We start from the raw sequence: 21671 nt of genomic DNA, 5'->3' as shown, positions 1-21671 counted from the left end.
CCTATTCCATTCGGTTTCTTTTCAAAAAATACCAACTCGCTGCCCATGCGGTGATGGGTAAAATAATCACCGCTGCCAGACCCGTGATCAAACAAACGACCAATTCTGAGACGAACGCCTTCGAATTGATCATTTCACCAAAGGAGATCGACAAATCTTGAAACCACGCAATCAACGCCAGATTACTTCCCATAAAGGCAAACAATAAGGTATTGATCGTTGAAGACAATACGTCTGATACCACGGTCATACTACTTTTACTTAATGCCTTGATCGAGACTTGCGGGTTTGCTTGAAAAAGTTCATAGGTCGCAGTGCTGATCGCCATACTCCCATCTGCCACCGCCCCCGAAAAACTCATCAAAATGATCGCAGTCATCAATGTCTTAAAATCGATGGCTACATCAAAGGAATACATCGCCAACTCATCCAGTTCCTCTGCCGAAAACCCATGCAGATTCATTGCAGCGAGCACAAGCGGAAATAGTAGTAGAAAAAGCCCTAGAAAGACCAACACACAGACAAAGGCAATTTTGGTTTTCTGATTGACGCCGTTCACGAAAAACAAGGTGATCGCCGCCACGGCTAAAAAGGCAACACAAGCCGCTGGTAAGATCGGTGCCCCTCGGTCAATCAGGACCAGCAGCGCTAGAAAGACAGCCACATTCATAAACAGACCAGTAACTTGAAACAGCCCTTCGATCCGAAAAACAGCGAAAGTCAGCAAGAGAAAAAGCAAGATCAACACAAACAAAATATTCATCCTGCTTTCCTCCTTTGTAGTTCAAAGCAAAGGAGCGTCAACGGTACCGATAAAACCAGCGCAAAGCCGCCGCATAATGTACGCACTATTTCTAAAGAAAGATGCATCGGCAATGCTTGCGACAGCAGCCAGCCATTTGCTAGGTAAAACAATAGCGCTGGCATACTCCCACTTAAATAAGCAAACAACAAGACATTGATCATCGAAGAAGTCGTATCTTGCGCGATGGACCGACCGATCGCTAATCGTTCCTTGCGGCTAGTCTGGGGATTGATGCGCTGGATCTCATCTAGACTGGCAATCAGCATGACAATATTGTCCATGCTGGCACCAATCGCGCCAATCAGCAGACTCCCTAGATAGACACTGCGATACGGACGGGTCAGAAACGACATTTCTTCATAGCGCAACCCATGATCTTGCAAAAGATCCATGGCGAACCGACAGAGAAAAAACGCCAAGAGGACGCTGGCTAACGAGGCAATGATTTTGCGACTGTCGATCGTACGAAAGCCATAGGAAATCCCCATCGTCAAAACCAACGAGACGATCGTAAAAACGATCATCAAAAAGACCAATGAAAAGGAGCTGTTGCCTTTGTGAAACCAAAGAAAAAGGAGCAGCAAGCCAGTATTCACAAAGATACTAAGTAAAGCCAGCAAGCCCTTTTTGCCACCAATTGCGACTACTGCCATCAAAAATAAGGCAAGGAAGAAAAAGAGATACCCATCCCGTTTTTGTGCTTGTACCTGCCAGCCATCCCCTTCTTTTTGCAAAAGCAGCTGTTGTCCGGTCTGATACAACGGATGAATCGCACCGTTGGGGGTGTATTGCGTAGTGACTGTCCGTAGTACCCCCGCTTCTTCTCCGTTACGAACGATCCCTTGGATCTGCTGCTGGTCGGCGGCGACTTGAACCGTTTGTACTTCTATGATCGGCTGTGCATAAAAGCGGCTGCTTTGGGTTTGGATCAGCCAGCTCAAGACCAGCACGCTAACAAAGGCCGCTAGATAATAATACTTTTTCAAGACCGTCTCCTTTCATTTTCAGCAAAAAAAGACTTAGACAAACCACCAGTCCTACGACCAATCACCTTGTGAGGCTGGATGACTGGTCGAAATGGTTACTGTGTCGGCGAGACTAACTGCTTTGCTAGTCGCCTGTTTTGTCAAAGTCCTTTTACTTGCTCGTTTTGCTTACACGACATTTTGCGGTGTACCTGCTTTAAAGCCGCTTAAGTTCGCCACAGCAATCCCCATCAAACGACGCCGCGTTTCGACGGGTGCCCAAGCGATATGCGGTGTCAAATAGCAATTTGGCGCCTGTAATAAGGGATTGTCAGCTTCGATCGGTTCTTTTGAAACGACATCTGCCGCCAAGGCTGCGATCTGCCCAGTTTGCAGCGCTTCAGCAACTGCCGCTTCATCGATCAAGCCGCCACGGGCGGTATTGATCAGGATCGCAGAAGATTTCATTTGTGCCAATGCGGTGCGATCGATCATTTTTTCTGTCTCAGGAAACTGCGGAACATGAAGGCTGATGATATCTGCTTCTTGATACAATTCCGCCAGCGAAACTTGTTTTGCCCAATCTGCTTGTGCTGGTTTTGGTCGATGATTAAAGTAGATCACCTTCAGCTGAAACGCATGAGCGATCGTGGCAACTGCTTGAGCAATCGCACCATATCCAATCAGCCCAATCGTTTTGCCTGCCAATTCCATCAATGGTGTCTGCCAATAAGAAAAATCTTTGCTGGTTTGCCAGTCGCCCTGATGCACGGAACGATTATGGTGTCCCACTTGATTCGTCACTTCCAGCAGCAAAGCAAAGGTCGCTTGTGCCACTGCATTTGTACTGTAGCTAGGAATATTGGTCACGGTGATTCCCTGTTCCTTCGCTGCTGCCAAATCAACGACATTGTATCCAGTTGCCAAGACCCCAATGTAGGTCAATTGCGGACATGCTTTGAGCACATCTGCGGTGATCGGCGTTTTATTTGTCAAAATTGCTTCGGCATCGCCGATTCGCTCAATAATTTCTTGTTTATCTGTATACGAGGTACGATCATACACCGTCACCTCTCCTAATTCTTCAAACCCTTGCCAAGACAAATCTCCTGGATTCAACGCATAGCCATCAAGTACAACGATCTTCATTCTTTCGCTCCTCTCGCTTTTCCTTTTGCTTTTCCATAAAAAACGGGAATTCCTAGTAACGTCACGCCAATTCCCACGACTGCTAACCACGTGTCAGTGATCAAGGTCATAATCAAGATAAAACAGCCACCTAAGATCGCAATCAAGGGAATGATTGGATAGAAGGGAACTTTATACGGACGCTTCATCTGCGGTTCTGTTTTTCGCAAACGAAAAACTCCTACAAACAATAATACACTAAAGAACCACATAACAAAAACCAGCATATCGGTCAAGAGATCAAAGGTGCCTAAAAGCATCATGATACACGCGATCCCTAATTGTAAAAAAGCCGCCGCATAGGGTGCATTGGTGGTTTTACTTAAAGTGGCAAAGGTCTTGCTGAAAGGAATCTCATCTTCCAACGCCATGGCATATGGGACCCGCAAGCCAGTCATTGTATAGCCGTTCAATGCGCCATACACAGAGATCAAGATACCGATCGTGACCAGTTTTCCGCCAAAGCTGCCAAACAAGGCCATCGCAGTTTCTGAGGCACTGTTCAAATTACCAGCGATTTGATCGATCGGCAATGTTTTTAAAAAGGCAACATTGATCAACACATACACCAAGGTAACAAAACTCAACCCAAAGATGATGGCTTTTGGTAAATCTTTTTCGGGTCGCTTCATTTCCCCAGCGACATTACCGACTCCCATCCAGCCGTCATAAGCAAAAAGGGTTGCTAAGAGGGCACTACTGATGCCAGCTGCAAGCGATCCTTGAGTATTGGAAGAAAAATCCACCAATGAGACCGATACTTGCCCTGGTGTCAACAGGCCCGCCACGATGATCACCGCAATCGGAATCAGCTTGACTGCTAACGTGACGGACTGGACTTGAGCAGCGGCTTTTGTTCCCAAAAGATTGATCAATGTCACACTCGTTCCGGTCAAAATCGATAAAGGAAGCAAATAATTGCTGGGTAGATGAAATAAGTTCAAACACTGGGTCGCAAAAATAATACTTAAAGCCGCCACGTTCGCTGGAAAGTAAATGATACTTTGTGCCCAGCCTAATAAAAAGGAGGGTAATTTTCCATAAATTCTTTCAATATATCGAATGGGTCCGCCAGTCTCAGGAATCGCCGTCGCTAACTCCGCCACCGTCAAACCGCCGCAAATCGTTAGAAAGCCGGCAAGCAGCCAGACCAACAAGGTCAAACCGGTGGATTGGGTCTGCTGGACCACAGCCGCTGCTTTGAAAAACACGCCGGCGCCGATCACCGTTCCCATTACTGTCGATAATGCCCCAAAAAAACTGATTTCTTTTTTCAATTGACTTTTCACAACATCACTTCCTTTTTAAATGAATAAGTCAAAGTATAGCGGATAGAAACTATCTTGACTAGAGGAATTTCAGAAAACAAAAAGCAAATACCATGAAAAGACGGCATTTGCTCCAAAATTTTTTTATTCTTTTGTGGATTCTTGAAAAACCAGCAACGGAAGCTGTCGTTTTTTGTGCATTTGTTGAACCAAATAAATTCCTGCCAGCAAGATGATCGGGAAAACGATCGCCCCTAGAATCCCAACCTGCAGCTGTTGTCCCGTCCATTCGACGATACTGCCGACGACAGCGGGTCCGATTGAACACCCTAAATCTCCTGCTAATGCCAAATAAGCAAATAGCGCCGTTCCGCCGTTGCGAATGTATTGCGCAGAAAGACTAAAGACCCCTGGCCACATGATCCCTACGGCAAAACCGCTTAAGCCACAGCCAAGGAACCCGATCAATGGCAATGAAGCAAAGCCGATCATCATATACGCCAGTAGGCAAAGCAAAACACTCAAAAACATAAAGCGTTTCAAATCGATGCGTTCCCCAAACTTGCCGTAAAGCAAGCGGGAGATCCCCATCATCAAGGCAAAAACCATTGGCCCTGCTAAATCGCCTAGCGTCTTACTAACGCCTAAGCCCTGTTCGGCAAAGGTCGATGCCCATTGGCTGACTGCTTGTTCGCTGGCTCCAGCACAGACCATCATCACCAGAAACAGCCAAAAGCTTTTCAAGGAAAAGAGCTGCCGAGTGGTCAACCCTCGTTCTCCTTCGGCAACGATTGGCGCCAACGGGACTTTGGTAAAGAAAAACAAATTGACCAACGGGATCAGCGCCCAGATGATCGCCAAAATCGGCCACTGTTGAATACCGAACACCATGAAGAACGCAGTTGAGAACAAAACGACCCCCACGTACCCCCAGCAATAAAACGAGTGCAGCATGCTCATCGTTTTTTCCTTATGTTCCGTTGGACAGGCTTCAACGATGGGACTGACTAAGACTTCCAGCAAGCCACCGCCAATGGCATACAACAAAACCGCTGCTAACAATCCGCTAAACGGGGTCGGAAACCATAAGGGAAAAACGGCTAGACCAATCAAGCCGATCGCTGCAAAAAAATGCGCGGCTACGATCGACACTCGATAGCCGATGCGGTCTACAAAAAAGATTGCTGCAAAATCGACGGCTAACTGGGTCAAAAAGTTAAAACTAACCAGCAAAGTAATCTGGCTGATCGGTAGCTGGTATTGGCTTTGAAAGGTCAAAAATAATAAGGGGGCAAAATTATTGATGACGGCTTGAACGATGTACCCTACAAAGCAAGCCGCAATCGTCGAACGATAACTTTTCATTTTCACTTCTCCTTTACTCGTCTTATCAGTATACCAAGTCCAATAAGACAGTAACCATGGAGAAAACACTTTTTTTACCCAGAGAATCTTAAGGAAATCAGGATTTTTCTTCCCTCAGATAATTCCCTTAAATGGAAGCAGCAAAAAAGCTGTCCTCACAGACAGCTTTTTCCGACTTATTTTCAAGGCTAGGCGTTTTTCTTCCGAGCAGCGATGGTTTTCATGGTGGCTTCAAAGATTGGGCCAATAAAGACGATACACAAGAGAGTACCTAACCCAACACTGGCGCCTAACGCAAAACCGATCAAGACCATGGCTGCATCCAAGCCGATACGGATCGTTTTTTGCGTCAATTTGCTTCGTTTGTAGATCAAGGCAGTCAAGGCTTCTAACGCCGCTGATCCTTTGTTGGAAGAAACGTAGATACCAGCGCCGATCCCAAATAAGATCGGTGCAGCGAAAATAGCGATCCAAGGATAAAAAGGCAAATGAATCGATACTTTGTCCATCACTGGTTCAAAGATCCCAATCAACAGGCCTAAGCCAATCCCATTGATAAAACTGCCAATGCCTAATTCAGCACGATCAAAGACTGCAACGATCAACAAAACAATAATATTAAAACACAAACTGGCAATCCAAAAAGGGACATCGACGAAATTCAAAATTCCTAGTAAAAACGTACTGATCGTATCATATCCTTGATGGGCGGTGATCAATAAGGAAATGGCCAACGCAATCAGCCCGGTACCTATCAAAACTTGTGCAAATTTTTTGGTTTCTTTCACAACATCACGCTCTCTTCTTTATTTTTCCTCTCTTAGTTTACCGTGAAAGCGTCACAATTACTATCATTTAATCACAAAAACCAGATTTTTTTTGAAGAAATCTAAATTCAATCAAGGGATTCATAATGCTGTTCATAGGTATCGCGAAACTCTTTGGGGGTCAGACCATTCAATTTCTTAAACATTTTGGAAAAATAGTTGGTATTGTTGTAACCAATACGATCGCCGATCTCACTGATCGTGGCTTTCGAATGAAGCAGCAGCTGCTGGGCTTGCTTGATCCGCACCAGATTGACGTACTGATTAAAACTCATTTCCGTTTCTTTCTTAAAGAGCTGCCCCAAATAAACGACACTGACATGCAGTTCTTCAGCCGCTGATTTGACCGTCAAATCATGGGTATAGCCTTCTTCGATCAACTGGATCGTCTTTTGAACGATCTCTGAATAGCGTTTTTGCGGCGGCTGCGATTTCGCCAACTCCAGCACATCATCAAAGAGCTGCCGCAAATCTGCCAGTGTATTAGACTCACGAATCCGTGCCAAAATCTGTTCATGGTTTTCGTGGGAAAGTACTGGCAGCTGCCGATAAATATCATTGAACAACAAGAACGAAACATAGCGAACATGCTCAGGGTCTGCTTGGGTTTGTTCCAAAATAGCGAACATTTTATCCAGCTCATGTTGGATCGTTTTGACATCCCCAATGGTCAGTGCTTTGTTAAAAGACAGAAACGGGAGTTCTTCGTTTCGCTCTAAAATATCCACGTGGATCGTCTGTTCTTGTAAGAACAGATCTGGGTAGAAGGCTTGCAGTGACTGAACCTGCTTGATTTTTTCATAGGCTTTATACAAATTCTCCCACTCGTTGATGGTCTCGCTCATAATCAACTGCCAGTCAGTACTATTGAGCTGCTGTGCCAGTGCTTTTAGATCAGCGTTGATTTGCTGCCTTGGTCCAGCAGCAGTAATGATCACTTGGTTTTCATCTAATCGCCCTGGTAAGATCAATGGCTGATCGTGTTGCTGAAAAAACGTCGTGATTTTTTGTAAGATCTCAGCAGTCCCATTGAACTGCAAAACGGTAAAGGGTGCTGCTAGTGGCACCCGCTGTTGCGCCAGCAAATGGAGGTACTCGCTTTCGTTCAATTCATCATTCAACCAAAGCAGCAGGCTTGACTCTTGATACAGTTCTTTTTCTGCCAACAGTTTTTGCTGCTCCTCTAACTCAGCTGCAATTGCTTGTACACTGCTGCGTAGTTCTTCTTTGTTAACAGGTTTGACGAGATAATTACGCACACCTAACGCCATGCCTTGTTTGACAAAGGCAAACTCCTGATAGCCTGATAGAATGATCGAGAAAAATCGATTCCCAAACGCTTGTGCTTGGCGGATCATATCGATGCCATTCATTTCTGGCATCCGAATATCCGTGATCAGCAAATCAACGGAATGCTCTTGCAAGTACTCGAGGGCTTCACTAGCACTTTTCGCTGTATGCACCACTTCAAAGCCCAGTTCTTGCCAAGGCAAGATCATTTGCAGCCCCTGCAAGATCATGTATTCATCATCAACGAACATTGCTTTATACATCTGTCTCATGCCCCCTTTGCAAACGTTTCTCATCTAAGCGGATCTTGACCGTAAACCCAGCACCTGCCTGAGACGTAACGTCCATTTGATAGGCGCTGTTGAACATGCCCCGCAACCGTTCGTGAACATTTTTGATCCCGATCGAGGTTTGGGCTCCGATCTCCTGATTTTGCAGTTCTTCTTGGATCATCGCCAACTGCTGTGCATCTGCGCCTTTGCCGTTGTCTTTGACCTCAATCACGATCTGATCGACTTCTTTATAAGCCTTGATACTGATGGCATTATCATTGCGCTGATAATCGATGCCGTGAACAAAATAGTTTTCGACAAGCGGCTGCAGCGTGAACTTCGGCAATTCCAACTGTTCTAATGCCGAATCGATGGTTACATGATAGGCGATCTTATCTGGGTAGCGCATCTGAAACAAGTAGACATATTTTTCACAAAAATCGATTTCTTCTTTTAAGGTCTTCGTCTTTTCTTGCGTCGTATTGTTCCGTAGCAGTGCCGAAAAGGCATAGACGACATCCGCCAGCTCTTCTTGGTTGCGACTCAAGGCATACATTCGAATGTATTCTAACGTGTTATACAGAAAATGCGGATTGATCTGTGCTTGCAGCGCCCGCATATCGGCGTCTCGCTGCTTGATCTCTAACGTGTAGATGTCTTTGATATACTCGTTGATACTGTAAGTCATTTGATTGATGGCTTCTGCGATTTCTTTCAGCTCTTGTTGGACATTGGCGGTATCGATCCGCTTATCAAAATTCCCTTGACTGACTTCTTTCGTCGCATAGACGATCTGCTGTACTTGCGAGGTATAGCGCTTGAAGGTCCGATGGAGCACCCATAGGACCAATAAGAGAATCCCAATCCCAAAGCTAAAGATCCAAATGGCGCTAGAAAAAATATCCCGCCAGATCACACCTTTTGACAACAAGATCAGTGACAACTCTCCGCTGACGGTCGTTTGTTTTTTGATATAAAAGTCTTTCGACAGAGTGTCGTGAATAGTTCCATGAGCCACCGCCTGATCAATTTTCGCTAAGGTCTGCTTGCTAAGGTTCGCGGCATCCTTGTATAGCCGCTGACCATTGGAGGTATACAAAAAACTGTTAATACCATGCGCTTGGTTGTCTTCTTGTCGATTGGCTAAGACATCGTCTGAGTGAAAAATCACGTAGGCTTGCCCTAACGGTTGCGCATAATTACTTGGTTGGGCGATCGAACGAACAAAAAACAGACGATTTTTCAAATCGATCTGCTTGCCGCTGCGTTTTTCTCCATAAGGGGTATCTGGGGTTGCCACTAGTGTCTCATTGCTTTCATCTAGTTGAATAATGATCTCTTCGATACTAGGATGATTACGGATCAAGCGATAGAGGATGTTTGGCAAATACACACTTTGTCCCGTCTGGCGAAAAATATCATTACTATAGGAAAAATAGTCTGGCAATGAAAGCTGTAAATAATTGCGCAGCGATTCAAAAGCAGTATCCGAACTGGTAAATTCGCCTAATACCGTTGAAACGACCGCGTTTTGATCCTGCACGTATGCATCCAGCTGCATACTGGTAGCTTCCACGAGGCGTTCGCTGCTATTGAAGCGGTCTGCCCCAGTATATGCCGTCAGAACCAGCATGATAATAATCGAGATGATCACCAAAAGGACGCTATACAACTGCATCAACTGATTGATCAAAAAGTCATGTTTAAACAAACGAAAGCGCTGCTTAGTCATGTGCCAAGTCCCGATCAATGACGGTTTTTTCCTGACTGATCGCCACGTGGCACCACAAAATCAATAGACTGAAGGTTCCAAAGAGCAAGAGCCCTTTCATCATCCAAGTAAAAGCGAAAATACTGGCAATCCCCACGAACAATTTTAAAAAGGTCGCCATATGAAGAAACAGACACACGAAGGACAATTTCAGGTTATTCCACAAGGAAATCTCATAGGATGTGTCAAAAACCACACTTAGTAAGTACAGTAAGATACTCAATCCGCTGACGACAACTAAAACAAAAGAGATCATCAGCCAGATCAAGCCTTGGATCTGGGTAGCTAAATACAAGTTATACACTAAGAAACCTGTCAGTAGGAAGAAAAGATAAAACTGTTTATTGGCTTTGACAAAGACGCTGCGCCAAATGCGCCATGCGCTGCGAAAGCTTTGCTGCTCATAATTTAAACCGTCTTCGTGGATCAAGGTACTAATGGTATGAAACGCTGGACCGATCCCTAAGATTCCGCCACCTGCCAATGTCAATACGACGAAAAACAAATTCAACTTCACGATCGCCCAAATCAAGCGAAAGCCCTTGACCAACCCACTATTTGCTGTTTCTTCCATTTAAAATTCCTCCCTTATTTGTTCCCTATCGAAAATGTAGCATGATTTTAGCTTCCTACTCAAGCTACCTGAGAATCTTTTAATGCTATGTACGTTTTAGAGGCACTATGCTTGCTGCTTGAAGGTTAAAAAACAAAAGTAACGTTATTTTTCCATCAAAGATTCCGCTACTTACTTTAAAGAAAAAGCAACCAGAAGCTAGACGTGGGAACCATTGGTCCTGATGCGTTTAGCCTCCGGCTTACTTGATCTATTGATTGGTGAGCGGCGCCTGTTGCTTATTCTTGGCTTGCACGATACTCATCAAATTGTTTTTGCATTTCATCACGGACTTTCTCCCAGCCAGCAGTTTTTAATTCTTCGTTTAGTTTCGGAACATTTTCTTCTGGATCGATCGTTCCCGTTGCTAAACTTGCTTTGTAACGGTTCATGACATTGGCGATATTCGTGATTTCTGTTTTCACATTATCAGTCTTGAAGTTGAACCCTAAGATTGGTGATGCTTCAGCGTTAGCAATATTTTCATCACGCTCTTTGATCATATCGTCTGTGATGGATTCTTGTGTATAAAGGATCATGTTGTTCCCAGTGTTCCAAGCAGCCATCCGGGTATTTGGCAAGTAGCCATCAAGGAGACGGATTTTGTTGTCTTCGCCCTCGATTTTTTCCCATGCTTCGCCTTCGACACCCCAAACCAATCCATTCAACAATTCAGGATCGCTGTTCAACAAGCCCAACACTTCCACTGCTTTTTCTTTGTTTTTCGAAACATTCGCTACGACAAAGTTTGCCATTTGCGCTTGGCCTGTTGATTTTAATTGTTTCGTGATTGGACGTGAAACCAATTCATGACCTGCGGCATTGCTTAAGATCGTATCGCCGTAATCCATTGGTCCTTGGGTTTCTTCACGCATGAACCATGTGTTGCCTTCTAATGGGTAACCAGTCGTATTAGTGGCTGCATCAGTTGGGATCAAGCCTTCGTTGTACCATTTGTGCATCAATTTCAAGTTTTCCATTTGTTCATCATCTTCGTATTGATTGATGATCTTCGTTGTATCGCCGTCCAATTTAACAGCAAATGGGTAATCTTTCCCGATCACATAATCATAGTTTCCAGAAACATTAAAGGTTTGTCCGATCGCAAACGGTGCGATGTTTGGTTCTTCTTCTTTAAACTTCTTCAACACGTCTTCGGCATCTGCATAAGATTCGATCCCGCTAATATCCAAATCATATTTATCTAAATACTCTTTATTGAAGGTCAAGACTTGTTGGGCATAAATATTGCCGTTGACTGGAAAGGCATATAATTTTCCGTCGATCGTATTGCCTTTGATATAAGATTCGTCTAATTGATCATACGCTTCTTTGGCATATTTTGGTGCTAACTCCGTCAAATCTGCATACGCGCCTTTTTGCGCATTCGCAACATAGTTTGAGGCAAAGGAAATATCGTAGTTTTCACCCGATGAAATGATGGTACTCATTTTTTGATCCCAATCACCCCAGCCGATATACTGCAGATCGATGCGAGCGTTGGTTTTTTCTTCAATGCGTTTATTGGCGATCTCCATTAATTGATCAAAGTTTTCTGGCTTGTCCCCGACTTGATACATCAATAAAGTCGTTACGCCATCTGCATTGTTTTCTGAATCGGATGTTGCGCCGTTCGACCCACAGGCAGCCATTCCCAAAGTTGCCGCTGCGGCCATCCCAGCAAAAGCTGTTTTTTTCCACAAATTCATTTTTGTTTCCTCCCTATACTTATTTGATTATTCTTTGACGCCACCAATTGTCAGACCACCGACAAAATACCGTTGGAAGAATGGATAGGTGATCGCAATCGGTAAGGTTGCAACAACAACGATTGCCATGCGAGCAGTTTCGCTTGGCAAAGCGGCCAAACCGCCTTGGATCTGGGCAGCCATACCAGAGCTTTTGGCTAGATAATCCAAGTTGCTTTGAATCCGCATCAAAAGTGCTTGTAACGGCACTAAAGAGTCTTTTTGAATATACAACAATGCATTGAACCAGTCATTCCAATAGCCAAGAGCGGCAAATAGACTGATCGTTGCGATCCCTGGAACGGCTAACGGCAACACGATGGACAGAAAAATCTTCATTTCGCTGGCACCGTCGATGCGCGCAGATTCTATAATACTATCTGGTACCGTCTTTTTAAAGAAGGTCCGCATAACAAGGATATTAAAAGGCCCTAAGGCAAGGGGCAAAATCAACGCCCAAATCGTGTCTTTCAATTGGATCAAGTTGACCATCACTAAGTAATTGGCAACCATCCCTGGCGCAAACAACATGGTGATCAAAGCGAAGATCGTAAAGAAACGACGGAATGGAAAATTTGAGCGAGAGATGACATAGGCATATAGCGAAGTCATCGTTGCATTGACGAAGGTACCAAAAACAGTGATAAAAATAGATACGCCAAATGCTTGGAAAATTTTGCTGCTCATTTGTCCGCTAAACAGGTAGGTATACGCTGCGAACGAAAATTCTTGTGGCCAAAAGCGATAGCCGTTTTCTGCCAAAGAGGTTTCACTGGTCAATGAGATCGCGATCACAAAGAGAAACGGCAAGACACAGGAAATCGCGAACAGACCGATCACGATATTAAAAATCAGGTTGACCGTTGGGTTAAAGGAGCGGATCTCGACTTTCGTTACTTTTTTCTTCATTTATCCATCCTCCTTAGAATAATGCTGAATCTGGTTCTAGTTTACGAACAACCAAATTCGCTGTTAGTAATAATAATGCCCCAACCACTGATTGATAAAGGCCAGCAGCTGCGGTCATCCCGAAGTCGCCTGTGGCAGTCAGTCCATTATAAATGTACGTATCTAAAACGGAGGTGACTTGGTACAACGCCCCAGAGTTTCGTGGGACTTGATAGAAAAGTCCGAAGTCGGCACGGAAGATCCCACCGATGTTCAAAATCAACAAAACAGAAATCATTGGAATCAGCTGTGGCAACGTCACATTTTTGATCTGCTGCCATTTGCTGGCGCCATCGACCATCGCGGCTTCGTAATACGTCTGATCGATCCCGACCACTGACGCATAATAGATGATGCTGTTGTAGCCTAAGCTCTTCCAGACATTCATAAAGACGAAAATAAACGGCCACCATTTCGGATCAGCATACCAGTTGATTCCTTCACCGCCCATACCCGTGATCCATTGGTTGATGATCCCTTTGTCTGGACTCAAAAAGGCATAGACAAAGTACGAAATAACCACCCAAGAAAGGAAGTACGGCAACAGGGACATCGTGTGATACACTTTTACCAAGCGCTTATTGCGCAGCTCACTCATAATAATGGCAAAGGCAATCGCAAAGAATAGGTTGAATGCTAAAAATACGATATTGTAGAGTAGGGTATTTCTAGTGATCAGCCAAGCATCATTGGATGCAAATAAAAATTTAAAGTTATCAAAGCCGACCCATGGGCTTTGTTTCAAACTGGCAAAAAAGCCGTCTGGTGAAATGTGGAAATCTTTGAACGCCACCACATTTGCGAATACAGGTATATAGAAAAAAAAGATAAACCAGACAACACCTGGCAAAGCCATCAATATCAATGCTTTGTATTGCCAGACATTCCTCCAAAACCCCTTTTTCTTCACATCTCATCATCTCCTTCATGCTACTAGAATAACGCTTTCATCCCTAAAAAATAAGGAACAAACTAAAGATAAAATGAAACAAATTAAAGGTCTTTGTTTATATTTTGTTTTTATTCTCTAAAAACCTGAAAAACGTCCTACCTTTTGCAAGATAGGACGCTTCATTGATTTGTTTTTTATGAATGATCAGTCGACAAAGCCGTTTTGTAGAATCACTTCGTGGAACCACTCACCAGACTTTTTGATGGTCCGTTTTTGGGTAGCCAAATCGACAGCAATAAACCCGTAACGATTTTTGAATTCATTCAGCCAAGACCAATTGTCCATGCAGGTCCACATGTGATACCCGCGGCACTGGCTGCCTTCTTGTATCGCTTGGTGAACATACCGCAAATGATCTTTGATAAAGGTGATGCGGTACTCATCTTGGATCTGACCGCTGGCATCGATAAAGCGTGTTTCATCTTCGACCCCCATGCCGTTTTCTGAAATATAACAGGGGATATTGCCGTAGTTGTCTCGTAGGTTGATCAAGGTATCATAGATGCCTCGTTCATAGATCTCCCAGCCTCGATGGGGATTGATTTTCTTTTCTGGCCAATCATACACATCGAAGTAATCTTCTGGCATTGGTGTGTCCGCTGTTTTGGCAGAACGCTTTTGCTGCACCCGCCGTGGCTGATAATAGTTGACCCCCAAGAGATCGACCGTGTTTTCTTTAATGATCTGCAAATCTTCTGCTCTGGTTTCTGGCATGATCGCCAACTCGTTTAAGACAGCGATCAATTCTACAGGAAAGGTGCCTTTGACCGCTGGATCTAAGAAGGATCGGTTAAAAAAAGCATCTGCCAGTTGCGCAGCTTGGACATCTTTTTCATCGTTCGGATCTTTCGGATAAGTCGGTGTCAAATTCAAGATGATGCCGATTTCGCCTGATTGCTGAGATTGACGGAAGCGATGGATCGCTAAGGAGCTGGCGAGTGCTTCATGGTAGCCGACTTGCACCGCATGTGCCAAGTTGATTTCTGCTGGGTAATGCTGTTGATACAAATACCCCATCTCCACTGGCACGATCGGTTCATTTTGCGTGAACCAATAACGGACTTGATCACCGAACAACTCAAAACACAAAGCGGCATAATCTGCAAATGCTGTGACAGTCTCGCGATTGAGCCAGCCGCCTTCTTTTTGCAGTGCCATCGGCATATCAAAATGATACAAATTGATGAAGGGTTCGATGCCATTTTCGATCAAAGTGGCGAAGTACTCGCGATAAAACGCAACCGCTTGTTGATTGACCGCTCCTCTTCCTTCTGGCAGCAAGCGACTCCACTGGATCGAGGTTCGAAAAGAATTAAAGCCGATCTCTTTCATCAACGCCACATCTTCTGGGTAACGCTGCAGCAGCTGGACGGTATCTTTTGGTCCCCGTTTTTGATAAAAACGTTCTGGCTCCGTTGCGTACCAATAGTCCCAAATCGAATCACCTTTGCCATCATCGGCCGTTCGTCCTTCAGTTTGCGGACCGCTGGCAGCAGCTCCCCACCAAAAATCTTTAGGAAAATACAGGTTAGTCATGGGCAGTCACCTGCTCTTTGCCTAACAAGAGACAGCCGATAATCCCGCTTTTGTTCGGCAAGCCCCAAGTGACGATGTAGTCTTCCACTGGTGGTGTCTCCATATAGCCTGCCATTTGTTTTTGGAAGGCTTGTTGGATTTGAGCGAGTAGATGCGGCTGATTCATGACCCCACCGCCTAAAATGATTTTCTCAGGTGCTAAGGTCAACGTGATATTGACCAGCGCTTGCCCTAGATAAAAGGCCTGCAACCCCCAAATCTCGTGCGCTTGCGGCAAGTCTTGTCCTTTGATCCCCGTACGTCCTTCTAAAGAAGGCCCTGCGGCTAATCCTTCCAGACAGTCGCCGTGATACGGGCATGTACCAGCATACGTATCTTCACTGTGGCGTTTGACATAGGTATGACCGATTTCTGGATGACCGATCCCCTCGAAAATCTTTCCTTCACGAACGACTCCTGCGCCAATGCCGGTTCCTACTGTCAAATAGACACAGCTGTCTTTGCCTTGCGCAGCTCCTTGGCGTAATTCCCCATAAGCGGCAGCATTGACATCTGTTGTCCAAGCAAATGCTGTCTCTGGGTAGCGCTTCTTCAATGCACCGAGAAAATCGAACTGCTGCCAGCCCTGTTTCGGCGTCGCTAGTATGTGGCCATAGGTCGCTTGGGTTGGATCGATCCCGATCGGACCAAAGGAACCGACCCCTAATGACACGAGATTGTAGGGATCGAAAAAGGCAAAGATCGCCGCTAACGTTTCCTCTGGTGTTGTCGTTGGGATCGACTCTTGGGCGATGATCGTCAACTGGTCATCGGCAACGGCACAGATCATTTTTGTGCCGCCGGCTTCAATTCCTCCATAAACCATCATTACTCACTCCTTTACTCCAATGGTACGAATTTCATATGGGTGTAATTGCTCATTGACGGTCGATGCTTGTTCTTCCTCTAAAAGGTTCAACAGACAGAGCGTCGCCTGCTCTTTTTGCACGTGAAAGGCAGTGGCTTGATCCGCCAAATTATAGCCCCGCAAAACGATCTGCTGGTCTTGGCGATTGCGTTTTAAGGCGGTGATAGCTACCGTCGTTCCATGAGCTTCCATGTATTGGTTGCTGCTGGCTAGCTTGCCTTGATGCTTGTCGGTCTGACTTGCCGTCCAAGGAACTTGGGTAGCTTGTGCTTGGCGATACGTTTCATAACGTTCTACAGGAGCCCCATGACAGGCTACGCCGTATTCAAAGGTGTGGCTGCCTAAGCATTGCGCTTCTGGTGTTGGGAAGTAGCCCCAATCGCCTAGCTCTCCCGTACAGCGCAACAAGGTCAAGCAGATCTGATCCTTCACGATTTCATATTCGTTCAAACCAAAATTAGAAACCGTCATGCCGCTAGTTTCATCATGCAAGTTGACAAAGGCGTGCTGATGCTGCGGATTTGTTGGGTTTTCCCAATGACTGGAAACCTGATTCGGCCGTTTTACGACTTCATAAATGCTGTCAGCTTCATGGAAATCCGTGATGATCCCTGTTGGGAATAACACTCGCAGTCGGTGATCTTTGCTTTGGTTGTTGACGGTGGTTTTAAATGCCAGGCGGTTGCTGGTTCGTTCTAAACGGATCTCCGTCTCGATCTTGAAAGCAACCAATTCTTGACTCCGCTGTGCCTTACGGAAACGGAAATCGACGACAGCTTTTTGTTCTTCTAACAAACGGTCATCTGCTGAAACGGGAATCTGCAATTCTTGCGTCAGTCGCACGATCCCCACCAGTGGATCGTTTTGTTCGATCGTCACGTGATGCGGAAATTGTGTCGATAAGATTGCTTGATCCCCTTCTGGTTGTTTGAAGATGTACTCATTGGCGATATCCCCCACATCCTCGAAAACCAGTAAATTGCGATACGTTTTTTGGGTTACTTTGTCTGTAATCGTCAAGCTGCCGTTTTCAGTAATGACGGCTTCCAAATGTGCGTTGGCAAGTTTGCGCCCTCCTTCTGAAACGATCGGGGCGCTCTCTACTGGCGTAGCGGCTTTTTCTACTAGGGCAAAGGTCTGCCATGAAAATTCTGGCAACTGGTTTGCTTCAACTTGGACCTTGACAAAGCGTTTCATGAAAGGAATCCGAAAAGCATCTTTAGGCAATTCATAGTCAAAAAGGACCTCTTCTTCACTGATGATCGCAGCAACAGGGTTCCCCTGTTCATCGATCACCGAATAAGAACCTTTTGGCTTCGCCAACAATTCGTGGTAAAGCTTGCTTGGCAATCCTTCACGGAATGTTTTACGCTCAAGTTCGATCACGACTTCCACTAAACCAGAACGGGTGCTGCCAGTGGTGTTGAAGACCACGAAGGGGCGACTCTCCTCAGGAAACTGGCTCGTGTCGATGGCGGCTACTAAATTGCGTAACGCTTCATCTGCCACGAACTTGCCGATTTCATTGGCTTTTTCAAAGCGCGGCATCATTTCTCGGTGTACTTCGTCCACTGAACAGCCGCAGATACTGTCGTGAGGATGATTTTGCATCAGGGTTTTCCACGCATGATCCAACATATCGTGAGGATAGCTGCCGCTTGCTTCATAAGCCATAGTTGCTAATGGCTCCGCAACATTTTCTAATTGGCGGGAAACCTTTGTATTCCATTGTTTTAGATAAACTCGGGAAGAGGCGGTATTGGCTAGAGTATACCAACCATCGGTTTCTTGACTGGTCAATTCACCTGTGACAGTTCCTAGGTCATCTGGCAGATCTGCTTGCACCGCTTCAAGGTATTCGGTAAAGCTGGCGTGTTTGAATTCATACTCTGGGAAAAGCTCGTTGGCTGTACGAATCGCTGCCGAAATATCTTTTTGGACGGGTTGATGATCGACCCCATTCATCATTAAGTAATGATTGGTGGCTCCAAATTTTTCTACATCTTGCAGTTTTTGTGTCCAAAAAGCTTTGGCTTCTGCTTTATCCACTGGAATCTCATTGCCATTGGAGTACCAGTTGGCAAAAAGTAGACCAAAGATTTGACTGCCATCTGGACCTTCCCAATGCATTTCAGAATATTGGGAAGTAAATTGATCATCGGGTAAAACTTCGTTGTCAAAGCCGATCGGTTTGACGCCACGCCCAAATGCAGCACTTTCAAGATTGGCTTGTAGCATCATTTGCGGAGTTTGTCCCATATTGCCGAAGGTATCTGGGAAATACCCCAACATAACGGGGGTGCCCCACTTTTTGCTTTCTGCCATTCCAATCAGCATATTACGGGTGTTTGATTCGGCACTGATCAAAAAGTCATCTTGCAAAATATAAAACGGACCGATCTGTAATTTCCCTTGTTTGATGGCCGCTTTGACCGCCTCGCGTTTTTCAGGCCGCACTTCTAAATAGTCATCCAAGATGATCGTCTGTCCATCTAGATGGAAGCTGTGGAACTCAGGGTCATTTTCAATTAATTCTAAAAGATCATCCATCAATTCCACTAGCCGCATGTGATGCTGTTCGTAAGGCATGTACCATTCCCGATCCCAGTGGCTGTGTGAGATGATATAAACTTGTTTCTTCATTGATTTTTACTCCTCGCTGTTTGCGTCGTTGGACTGCTTTTTGTGTCACTCGAATGGTGATGGGTCGTGCTGCTTATTTTTCCACTCGGATATCGAAATAATCCATAACCAATTCACAAAACATCATATTCGCCCACGAGAACCATTCTCTCGTGTATTGCGAAGGATCATCGACATCGAACCCTTCATGCATCAAATTTGTACCCGCATCTGTCGCCACTAACTGATCCAAAATTCGTTTCTTTTCTTCTTTGTCAGTGGTGGTCATCCCTTCCATTGCCATGGCGATCGGCCACACATAATTTTCTGGCGTATGAGAGCTACCAATGCCTTTGGCGTATTTCCCTTCATAGAAATACGGATTTTCACTGCTCAACAACGTTTTACGGGTTTGAAGATAAAGGGGATCTTCCATGCTGCCATACCCCAAGTAAGGGGCGGCGATCAAATTCGGCACATTGCTGTCATCCATCAGGGTGCCATTGCCGAATCCATCCACTTCATAGGCGTAGACTTCTTCGCCAGCTTGGTTCGTGGTCAACCCGTATGCTTTAATCCCTGCTTCAATGTCTGCTTGTAGTTTTTTCGCTTGTGCCACGATCGCTGCGTCTTCTAAAACCGTCGTAAAGATTTCTTGGATATAGCCTAAGACCACCACCGCAAACATATTGGAGGGAATCAAATAGCCGTATTTGCAGGCATCATCACTTGGTCGAAAGCCTGACCAAGTCAAGCCGACGGGTTTCACTGGTGCGCCTTTGCCGTCATGAGTCAAGGTATCTTCTTTTCGCCAGGTATCCCGTTCAAAGCGATATGGAGACTCCTCATGATTTTGTTCTGTCACAAACACCTCCAAGGCTTTTTTGATACCTGTTACAAAATCATCATTGAACTGATCGGTTCTGCTTGTGTTTTTATATAGCAGATAGGCCAGTTGGATCGGATAACATAGAGAGTCGATCTCATATTTACGTTCCCAGATCCAATCGTTCATTTCTGTATCGTCTGTTTGGTGGCCAGCGCCATTGGCTGATTCGTTAAAGGCATTTGCGTAAGGATCGATCGTAATATAGTAGAATTGCTTTTTAACTAACCCGCTGATCATGCTTGCTAAGTCTTCATCTTCTTTGGCGATCACCAAATACGGACGAACTTGTGCAGTGGAATCTCGCAGCCACATGGCTGGAATATCCCCCGTCAGTAAAAAGGTCGTGCCATCCTCATGACGCTTGACCGTCGTTAATAGTGTATTGGCGAAAGCTGCGTTAAAATTTTTCGCCCAATCGGCATGCGTTTCTCCGCATAGATCCGTAATCGTTTCCATAAATGTTGCTACTGAAGTTGGTATTTCTTTATAAACCATTCCATCACCTTCCCTGATTTGATATATCAATTTACGAACCTAGTATATCATGAATTATCTGAATGTCTAGCGCTTTTCCAAAATAATTAAAGGGTTTTCATTTTTATTGGTTTATGGTATGCTAACAAATATGATATATCAAAAGGGGTTTTCTTATGAAACAACCATTATATAAAAAAATTTACGCGGAGCTTCACGAAGCCATCGTTGAAGGGCGATTAGCGCCTGGCAGTCGTGTCCCTACTGAAAAAGAACTATCTGAACAATACCAAGTCAGTCGGATCACCTCTAAAAGAGCCTTGACGGAACTGGAACAAAATCAGCTGATCTATCGCGTGCAAGGCAGCGGCAGCTTTGTCCGAGAATTGAAGGAAAAAAAAGCGACTGGACGAATTTTGTTTGTCTTGCCCTTTGCCAATGATCTCTCTTTAGGAAACTTTACCGAAGGCATTTACCCCGTGATGCAAGAACACGGCTTTGAACTTTTGATGACACCAGTGGATTATTTGGAAAAAACGACGGCAGCTGAGCTGATGCAAGAATTCGACGGCCTGATCTATTACGCCAGCAATACGTTTTCTTACTATGACTTGCTGTTCGAATGTGCTGAAAAGCACTTTCCTATCGTGACCTTAGATAAAAAGCTGCATGAGTTTAATTTTCCAGCGGTGATGCCAGATAACTTTCAAGGCGGACAGCTAGCCACAGAGCATTTACTTGCGTTGGGGCATCACCGGATCGCTTATATTTTTGGTGATACCCATCATCCGCAATCCGTCCGTCAGCGTTATCTAGGTTACATCGATGCGCTGAAAAAAGCCCAAAGAACCTTTCGCACCAAGCTCGACGACACGGCTGCCAGCATCGCAAATGCGCTTGCCTACTTGGAAGAACATCAGGTCACGGCAGCCGTCTGTGAAAATGACTTGGTCGCCATTGAATTGATGCGTGCTTTGCGCCAAGCAGATTTGCACGTCCCTGCCAACATTTCCCTGGTTGGTTTCGATAATATCCAAGCCGCAGCCCTCGTTGATCCAGCACTAACGACTATCGGGCAGAATTTTGCTGAGATGGGGCGCTTGGCAGGAAACCAAGTGATTGAGAAAATCAACGCTGCGAAGGCAGCAACCCCAGTACCAACGGAGACGACCACCCATCTAGTGGCGGTTTCTTTGATCAAAAGAGAATCAACCCAATTAAAGGAGTGAAC

The 21671-nt window shown here is 45.1% G+C and carries 17 protein-coding genes; 1 reads left to right on the top strand and 16 read right to left on the bottom strand.

Going from position 1 to position 21671, the window contains the following annotated elements; translation table 11 throughout:
• Position 1: 1 nt before the first annotated feature.
• From IGI96_RS13020 to IGI96_RS12945, 16 genes are all read right to left on the bottom strand, one after another.
• Positions 2 to 763 carry a YibE/F family protein gene (locus IGI96_RS13020; protein WP_375838491.1) on the bottom strand — a complete coding sequence of 254 codons (762 nt, stop codon included), beginning with the start codon at positions 761 to 763 and terminating at the stop codon, positions 2 to 4.
• The gene (locus IGI96_RS13015; RefSeq protein ID WP_375838492.1) at positions 760 to 1791 is read right to left on the bottom strand and encodes a YibE/F family protein; all 1032 of its coding nucleotides are present in this window, start codon (positions 1789 to 1791) and stop codon (positions 760 to 762) included. Before IGI96_RS13015 ends, IGI96_RS13020 begins: the two co-directional genes overlap by 4 nt.
• 168 nt (positions 1792 to 1959) lie before the next feature.
• Positions 1960 to 2919, bottom strand: coding sequence for a D-2-hydroxyacid dehydrogenase (locus tag IGI96_RS13010; protein WP_167822993.1), 960 nt, complete (start codon positions 2917 to 2919; stop codon positions 1960 to 1962).
• Positions 2916 to 4247 (bottom strand): APC family permease, encoded by a 1332-nt coding sequence (locus IGI96_RS13005; protein WP_010747783.1) that lies wholly within the window; start codon positions 4245 to 4247, stop codon positions 2916 to 2918. The genes IGI96_RS13010 and IGI96_RS13005 overlap by 4 nt, the downstream gene beginning before the upstream one ends.
• A 123-nt stretch (positions 4248 to 4370) precedes the next feature.
• Positions 4371 to 5591: an MFS transporter gene (locus IGI96_RS13000; RefSeq protein WP_010747782.1), complete on the bottom strand. Its 1221-nt coding sequence runs from the start codon at positions 5589 to 5591 to the stop codon at positions 4371 to 4373.
• Between the two features lie 188 nt (positions 5592 to 5779).
• On the bottom strand, positions 5780 to 6379 hold the full coding sequence (locus tag IGI96_RS12995) for a YczE/YyaS/YitT family protein (RefSeq protein ID WP_005225521.1): 600 nt from the start codon (positions 6377 to 6379) through the stop codon (positions 5780 to 5782).
• A gap of 107 nt (positions 6380 to 6486) precedes the next feature.
• On the bottom strand, positions 6487 to 7971 hold the full coding sequence (locus IGI96_RS12990) for a response regulator transcription factor (RefSeq protein ID WP_005225520.1): 1485 nt from the start codon (positions 7969 to 7971) through the stop codon (positions 6487 to 6489).
• On the bottom strand, positions 7964 to 9712 hold the full coding sequence (locus IGI96_RS12985) for a sensor histidine kinase (RefSeq protein WP_438785190.1): 1749 nt from the start codon (positions 9710 to 9712) through the stop codon (positions 7964 to 7966). Before IGI96_RS12985 ends, IGI96_RS12990 begins: the two co-directional genes overlap by 8 nt.
• Entirely contained in the window at positions 9705 to 10325 is a 621-nt protein-coding gene (locus IGI96_RS12980; protein WP_128488191.1) for a DUF624 domain-containing protein, read from the bottom strand. The genes IGI96_RS12985 and IGI96_RS12980 overlap by 8 nt, the downstream gene beginning before the upstream one ends.
• A 278-nt stretch (positions 10326 to 10603) precedes the next feature.
• On the bottom strand, positions 10604 to 12073 hold the full coding sequence (locus tag IGI96_RS12975; RefSeq protein ID WP_005225517.1) for an ABC transporter substrate-binding protein: 1470 nt from the start codon (positions 12071 to 12073) through the stop codon (positions 10604 to 10606).
• A gap of 27 nt (positions 12074 to 12100) precedes the next feature.
• Positions 12101 to 13021 (bottom strand): carbohydrate ABC transporter permease, encoded by a 921-nt coding sequence (locus IGI96_RS12970; protein ID WP_005225516.1) that lies wholly within the window; start codon positions 13019 to 13021, stop codon positions 12101 to 12103.
• A 13-nt stretch (positions 13022 to 13034) separates the two neighbouring features.
• Positions 13035 to 13916, bottom strand: coding sequence for an ABC transporter permease (locus IGI96_RS12965; RefSeq protein ID WP_086294872.1), 882 nt, complete (start codon positions 13914 to 13916; stop codon positions 13035 to 13037).
• A 240-nt stretch (positions 13917 to 14156) separates the two neighbouring features.
• Positions 14157 to 15548, bottom strand: a complete 1392-nt coding sequence (locus IGI96_RS12960) for a glycoside hydrolase family 1 protein (RefSeq protein WP_270287964.1) — start codon at positions 15546 to 15548, stop codon at positions 14157 to 14159.
• Complete coding sequence (locus tag IGI96_RS12955) at positions 15541 to 16416, bottom strand: ROK family protein (protein WP_270287963.1); 876 nt, start codon at positions 16414 to 16416, stop codon at positions 15541 to 15543. The genes IGI96_RS12960 and IGI96_RS12955 overlap by 8 nt, the downstream gene beginning before the upstream one ends.
• 3 nt (positions 16417 to 16419) lie before the next feature.
• Positions 16420 to 19098, bottom strand: a complete 2679-nt coding sequence (locus tag IGI96_RS12950) for an alpha-mannosidase (RefSeq protein WP_270287962.1) — start codon at positions 19096 to 19098, stop codon at positions 16420 to 16422.
• A gap of 73 nt (positions 19099 to 19171) precedes the next feature.
• Positions 19172 to 20461 (bottom strand): glycoside hydrolase family 125 protein, encoded by a 1290-nt coding sequence (locus tag IGI96_RS12945; protein ID WP_142967119.1) that lies wholly within the window; start codon positions 20459 to 20461, stop codon positions 19172 to 19174.
• A gap of 155 nt (positions 20462 to 20616) precedes the next feature.
• Between IGI96_RS12945 and IGI96_RS12940 the strand changes: the two genes are divergently transcribed.
• Positions 20617 to 21669, top strand: coding sequence for a GntR family transcriptional regulator (locus IGI96_RS12940; protein WP_270287961.1), 1053 nt, complete (start codon positions 20617 to 20619; stop codon positions 21667 to 21669).
• Positions 21670 to 21671 lie beyond the last annotated feature (2 nt).

Source organism: Enterococcus sp. DIV0421, from assembly GCF_051713745.1.
GTDB lineage: Bacteria > Bacillota > Bacilli > Lactobacillales > Enterococcaceae > Enterococcus_D > Enterococcus_D casseliflavus.
Note: the sequence above shows the minus strand (reverse complement) of the source record. Positions and strands in the feature narration are given on the sequence as shown.

Bases quoted from the DNA above. Each gene is read 5' to 3' on its own strand.
- IGI96_RS12990 (WP_005225520.1), bottom strand. From the start codon at position 7,971: ATGTATAAAGCAATGTTCGTTGATGATGAATACATGATCTTGCAGGGG.
- IGI96_RS12960 (WP_270287964.1), bottom strand. From the start codon at position 15,548: ATGACTAACCTGTATTTTCCTAAAGATTTTTGGTGGGGAGCTGCTGCC.
- IGI96_RS12985 (WP_438785190.1), bottom strand. From the start codon at position 9,712: ATGACTAAGCAGCGCTTTCGTTTGTTTAAACATGACTTTTTGATCAAT.
- IGI96_RS12980 (WP_128488191.1), bottom strand. From the start codon at position 10,325: ATGGAAGAAACAGCAAATAGTGGGTTGGTCAAGGGCTTTCGCTTGATT.
- IGI96_RS12955 (WP_270287963.1), bottom strand. From the start codon at position 16,416: ATGATGGTTTATGGAGGAATTGAAGCCGGCGGCACAAAAATGATCTGT.
- IGI96_RS12970 (WP_005225516.1), bottom strand. From the start codon at position 13,021: ATGAAGAAAAAAGTAACGAAAGTCGAGATCCGCTCCTTTAACCCAACG.
- IGI96_RS13020 (WP_375838491.1), bottom strand. From the start codon at position 763: ATGAATATTTTGTTTGTGTTGATCTTGCTTTTTCTCTTGCTGACTTTC.
- IGI96_RS13010 (WP_167822993.1), bottom strand. From the start codon at position 2,919: ATGAAGATCGTTGTACTTGATGGCTATGCGTTGAATCCAGGAGATTTG.
- IGI96_RS12950 (WP_270287962.1), bottom strand. From the start codon at position 19,098: ATGAAGAAACAAGTTTATATCATCTCACACAGCCACTGGGATCGGGAA.
- IGI96_RS13000 (WP_010747782.1), bottom strand. From the start codon at position 5,591: ATGAAAAGTTATCGTTCGACGATTGCGGCTTGCTTTGTAGGGTACATC.
- IGI96_RS12975 (WP_005225517.1), bottom strand. From the start codon at position 12,073: ATGAATTTGTGGAAAAAAACAGCTTTTGCTGGGATGGCCGCAGCGGCA.
- IGI96_RS12940 (WP_270287961.1), top strand. From the start codon at position 20,617: ATGAAACAACCATTATATAAAAAAATTTACGCGGAGCTTCACGAAGCC.
- IGI96_RS12965 (WP_086294872.1), bottom strand. From the start codon at position 13,916: ATGGCTTTGCCAGGTGTTGTCTGGTTTATCTTTTTTTTCTATATACCT.
- IGI96_RS12945 (WP_142967119.1), bottom strand. From the start codon at position 20,461: ATGGTTTATAAAGAAATACCAACTTCAGTAGCAACATTTATGGAAACG.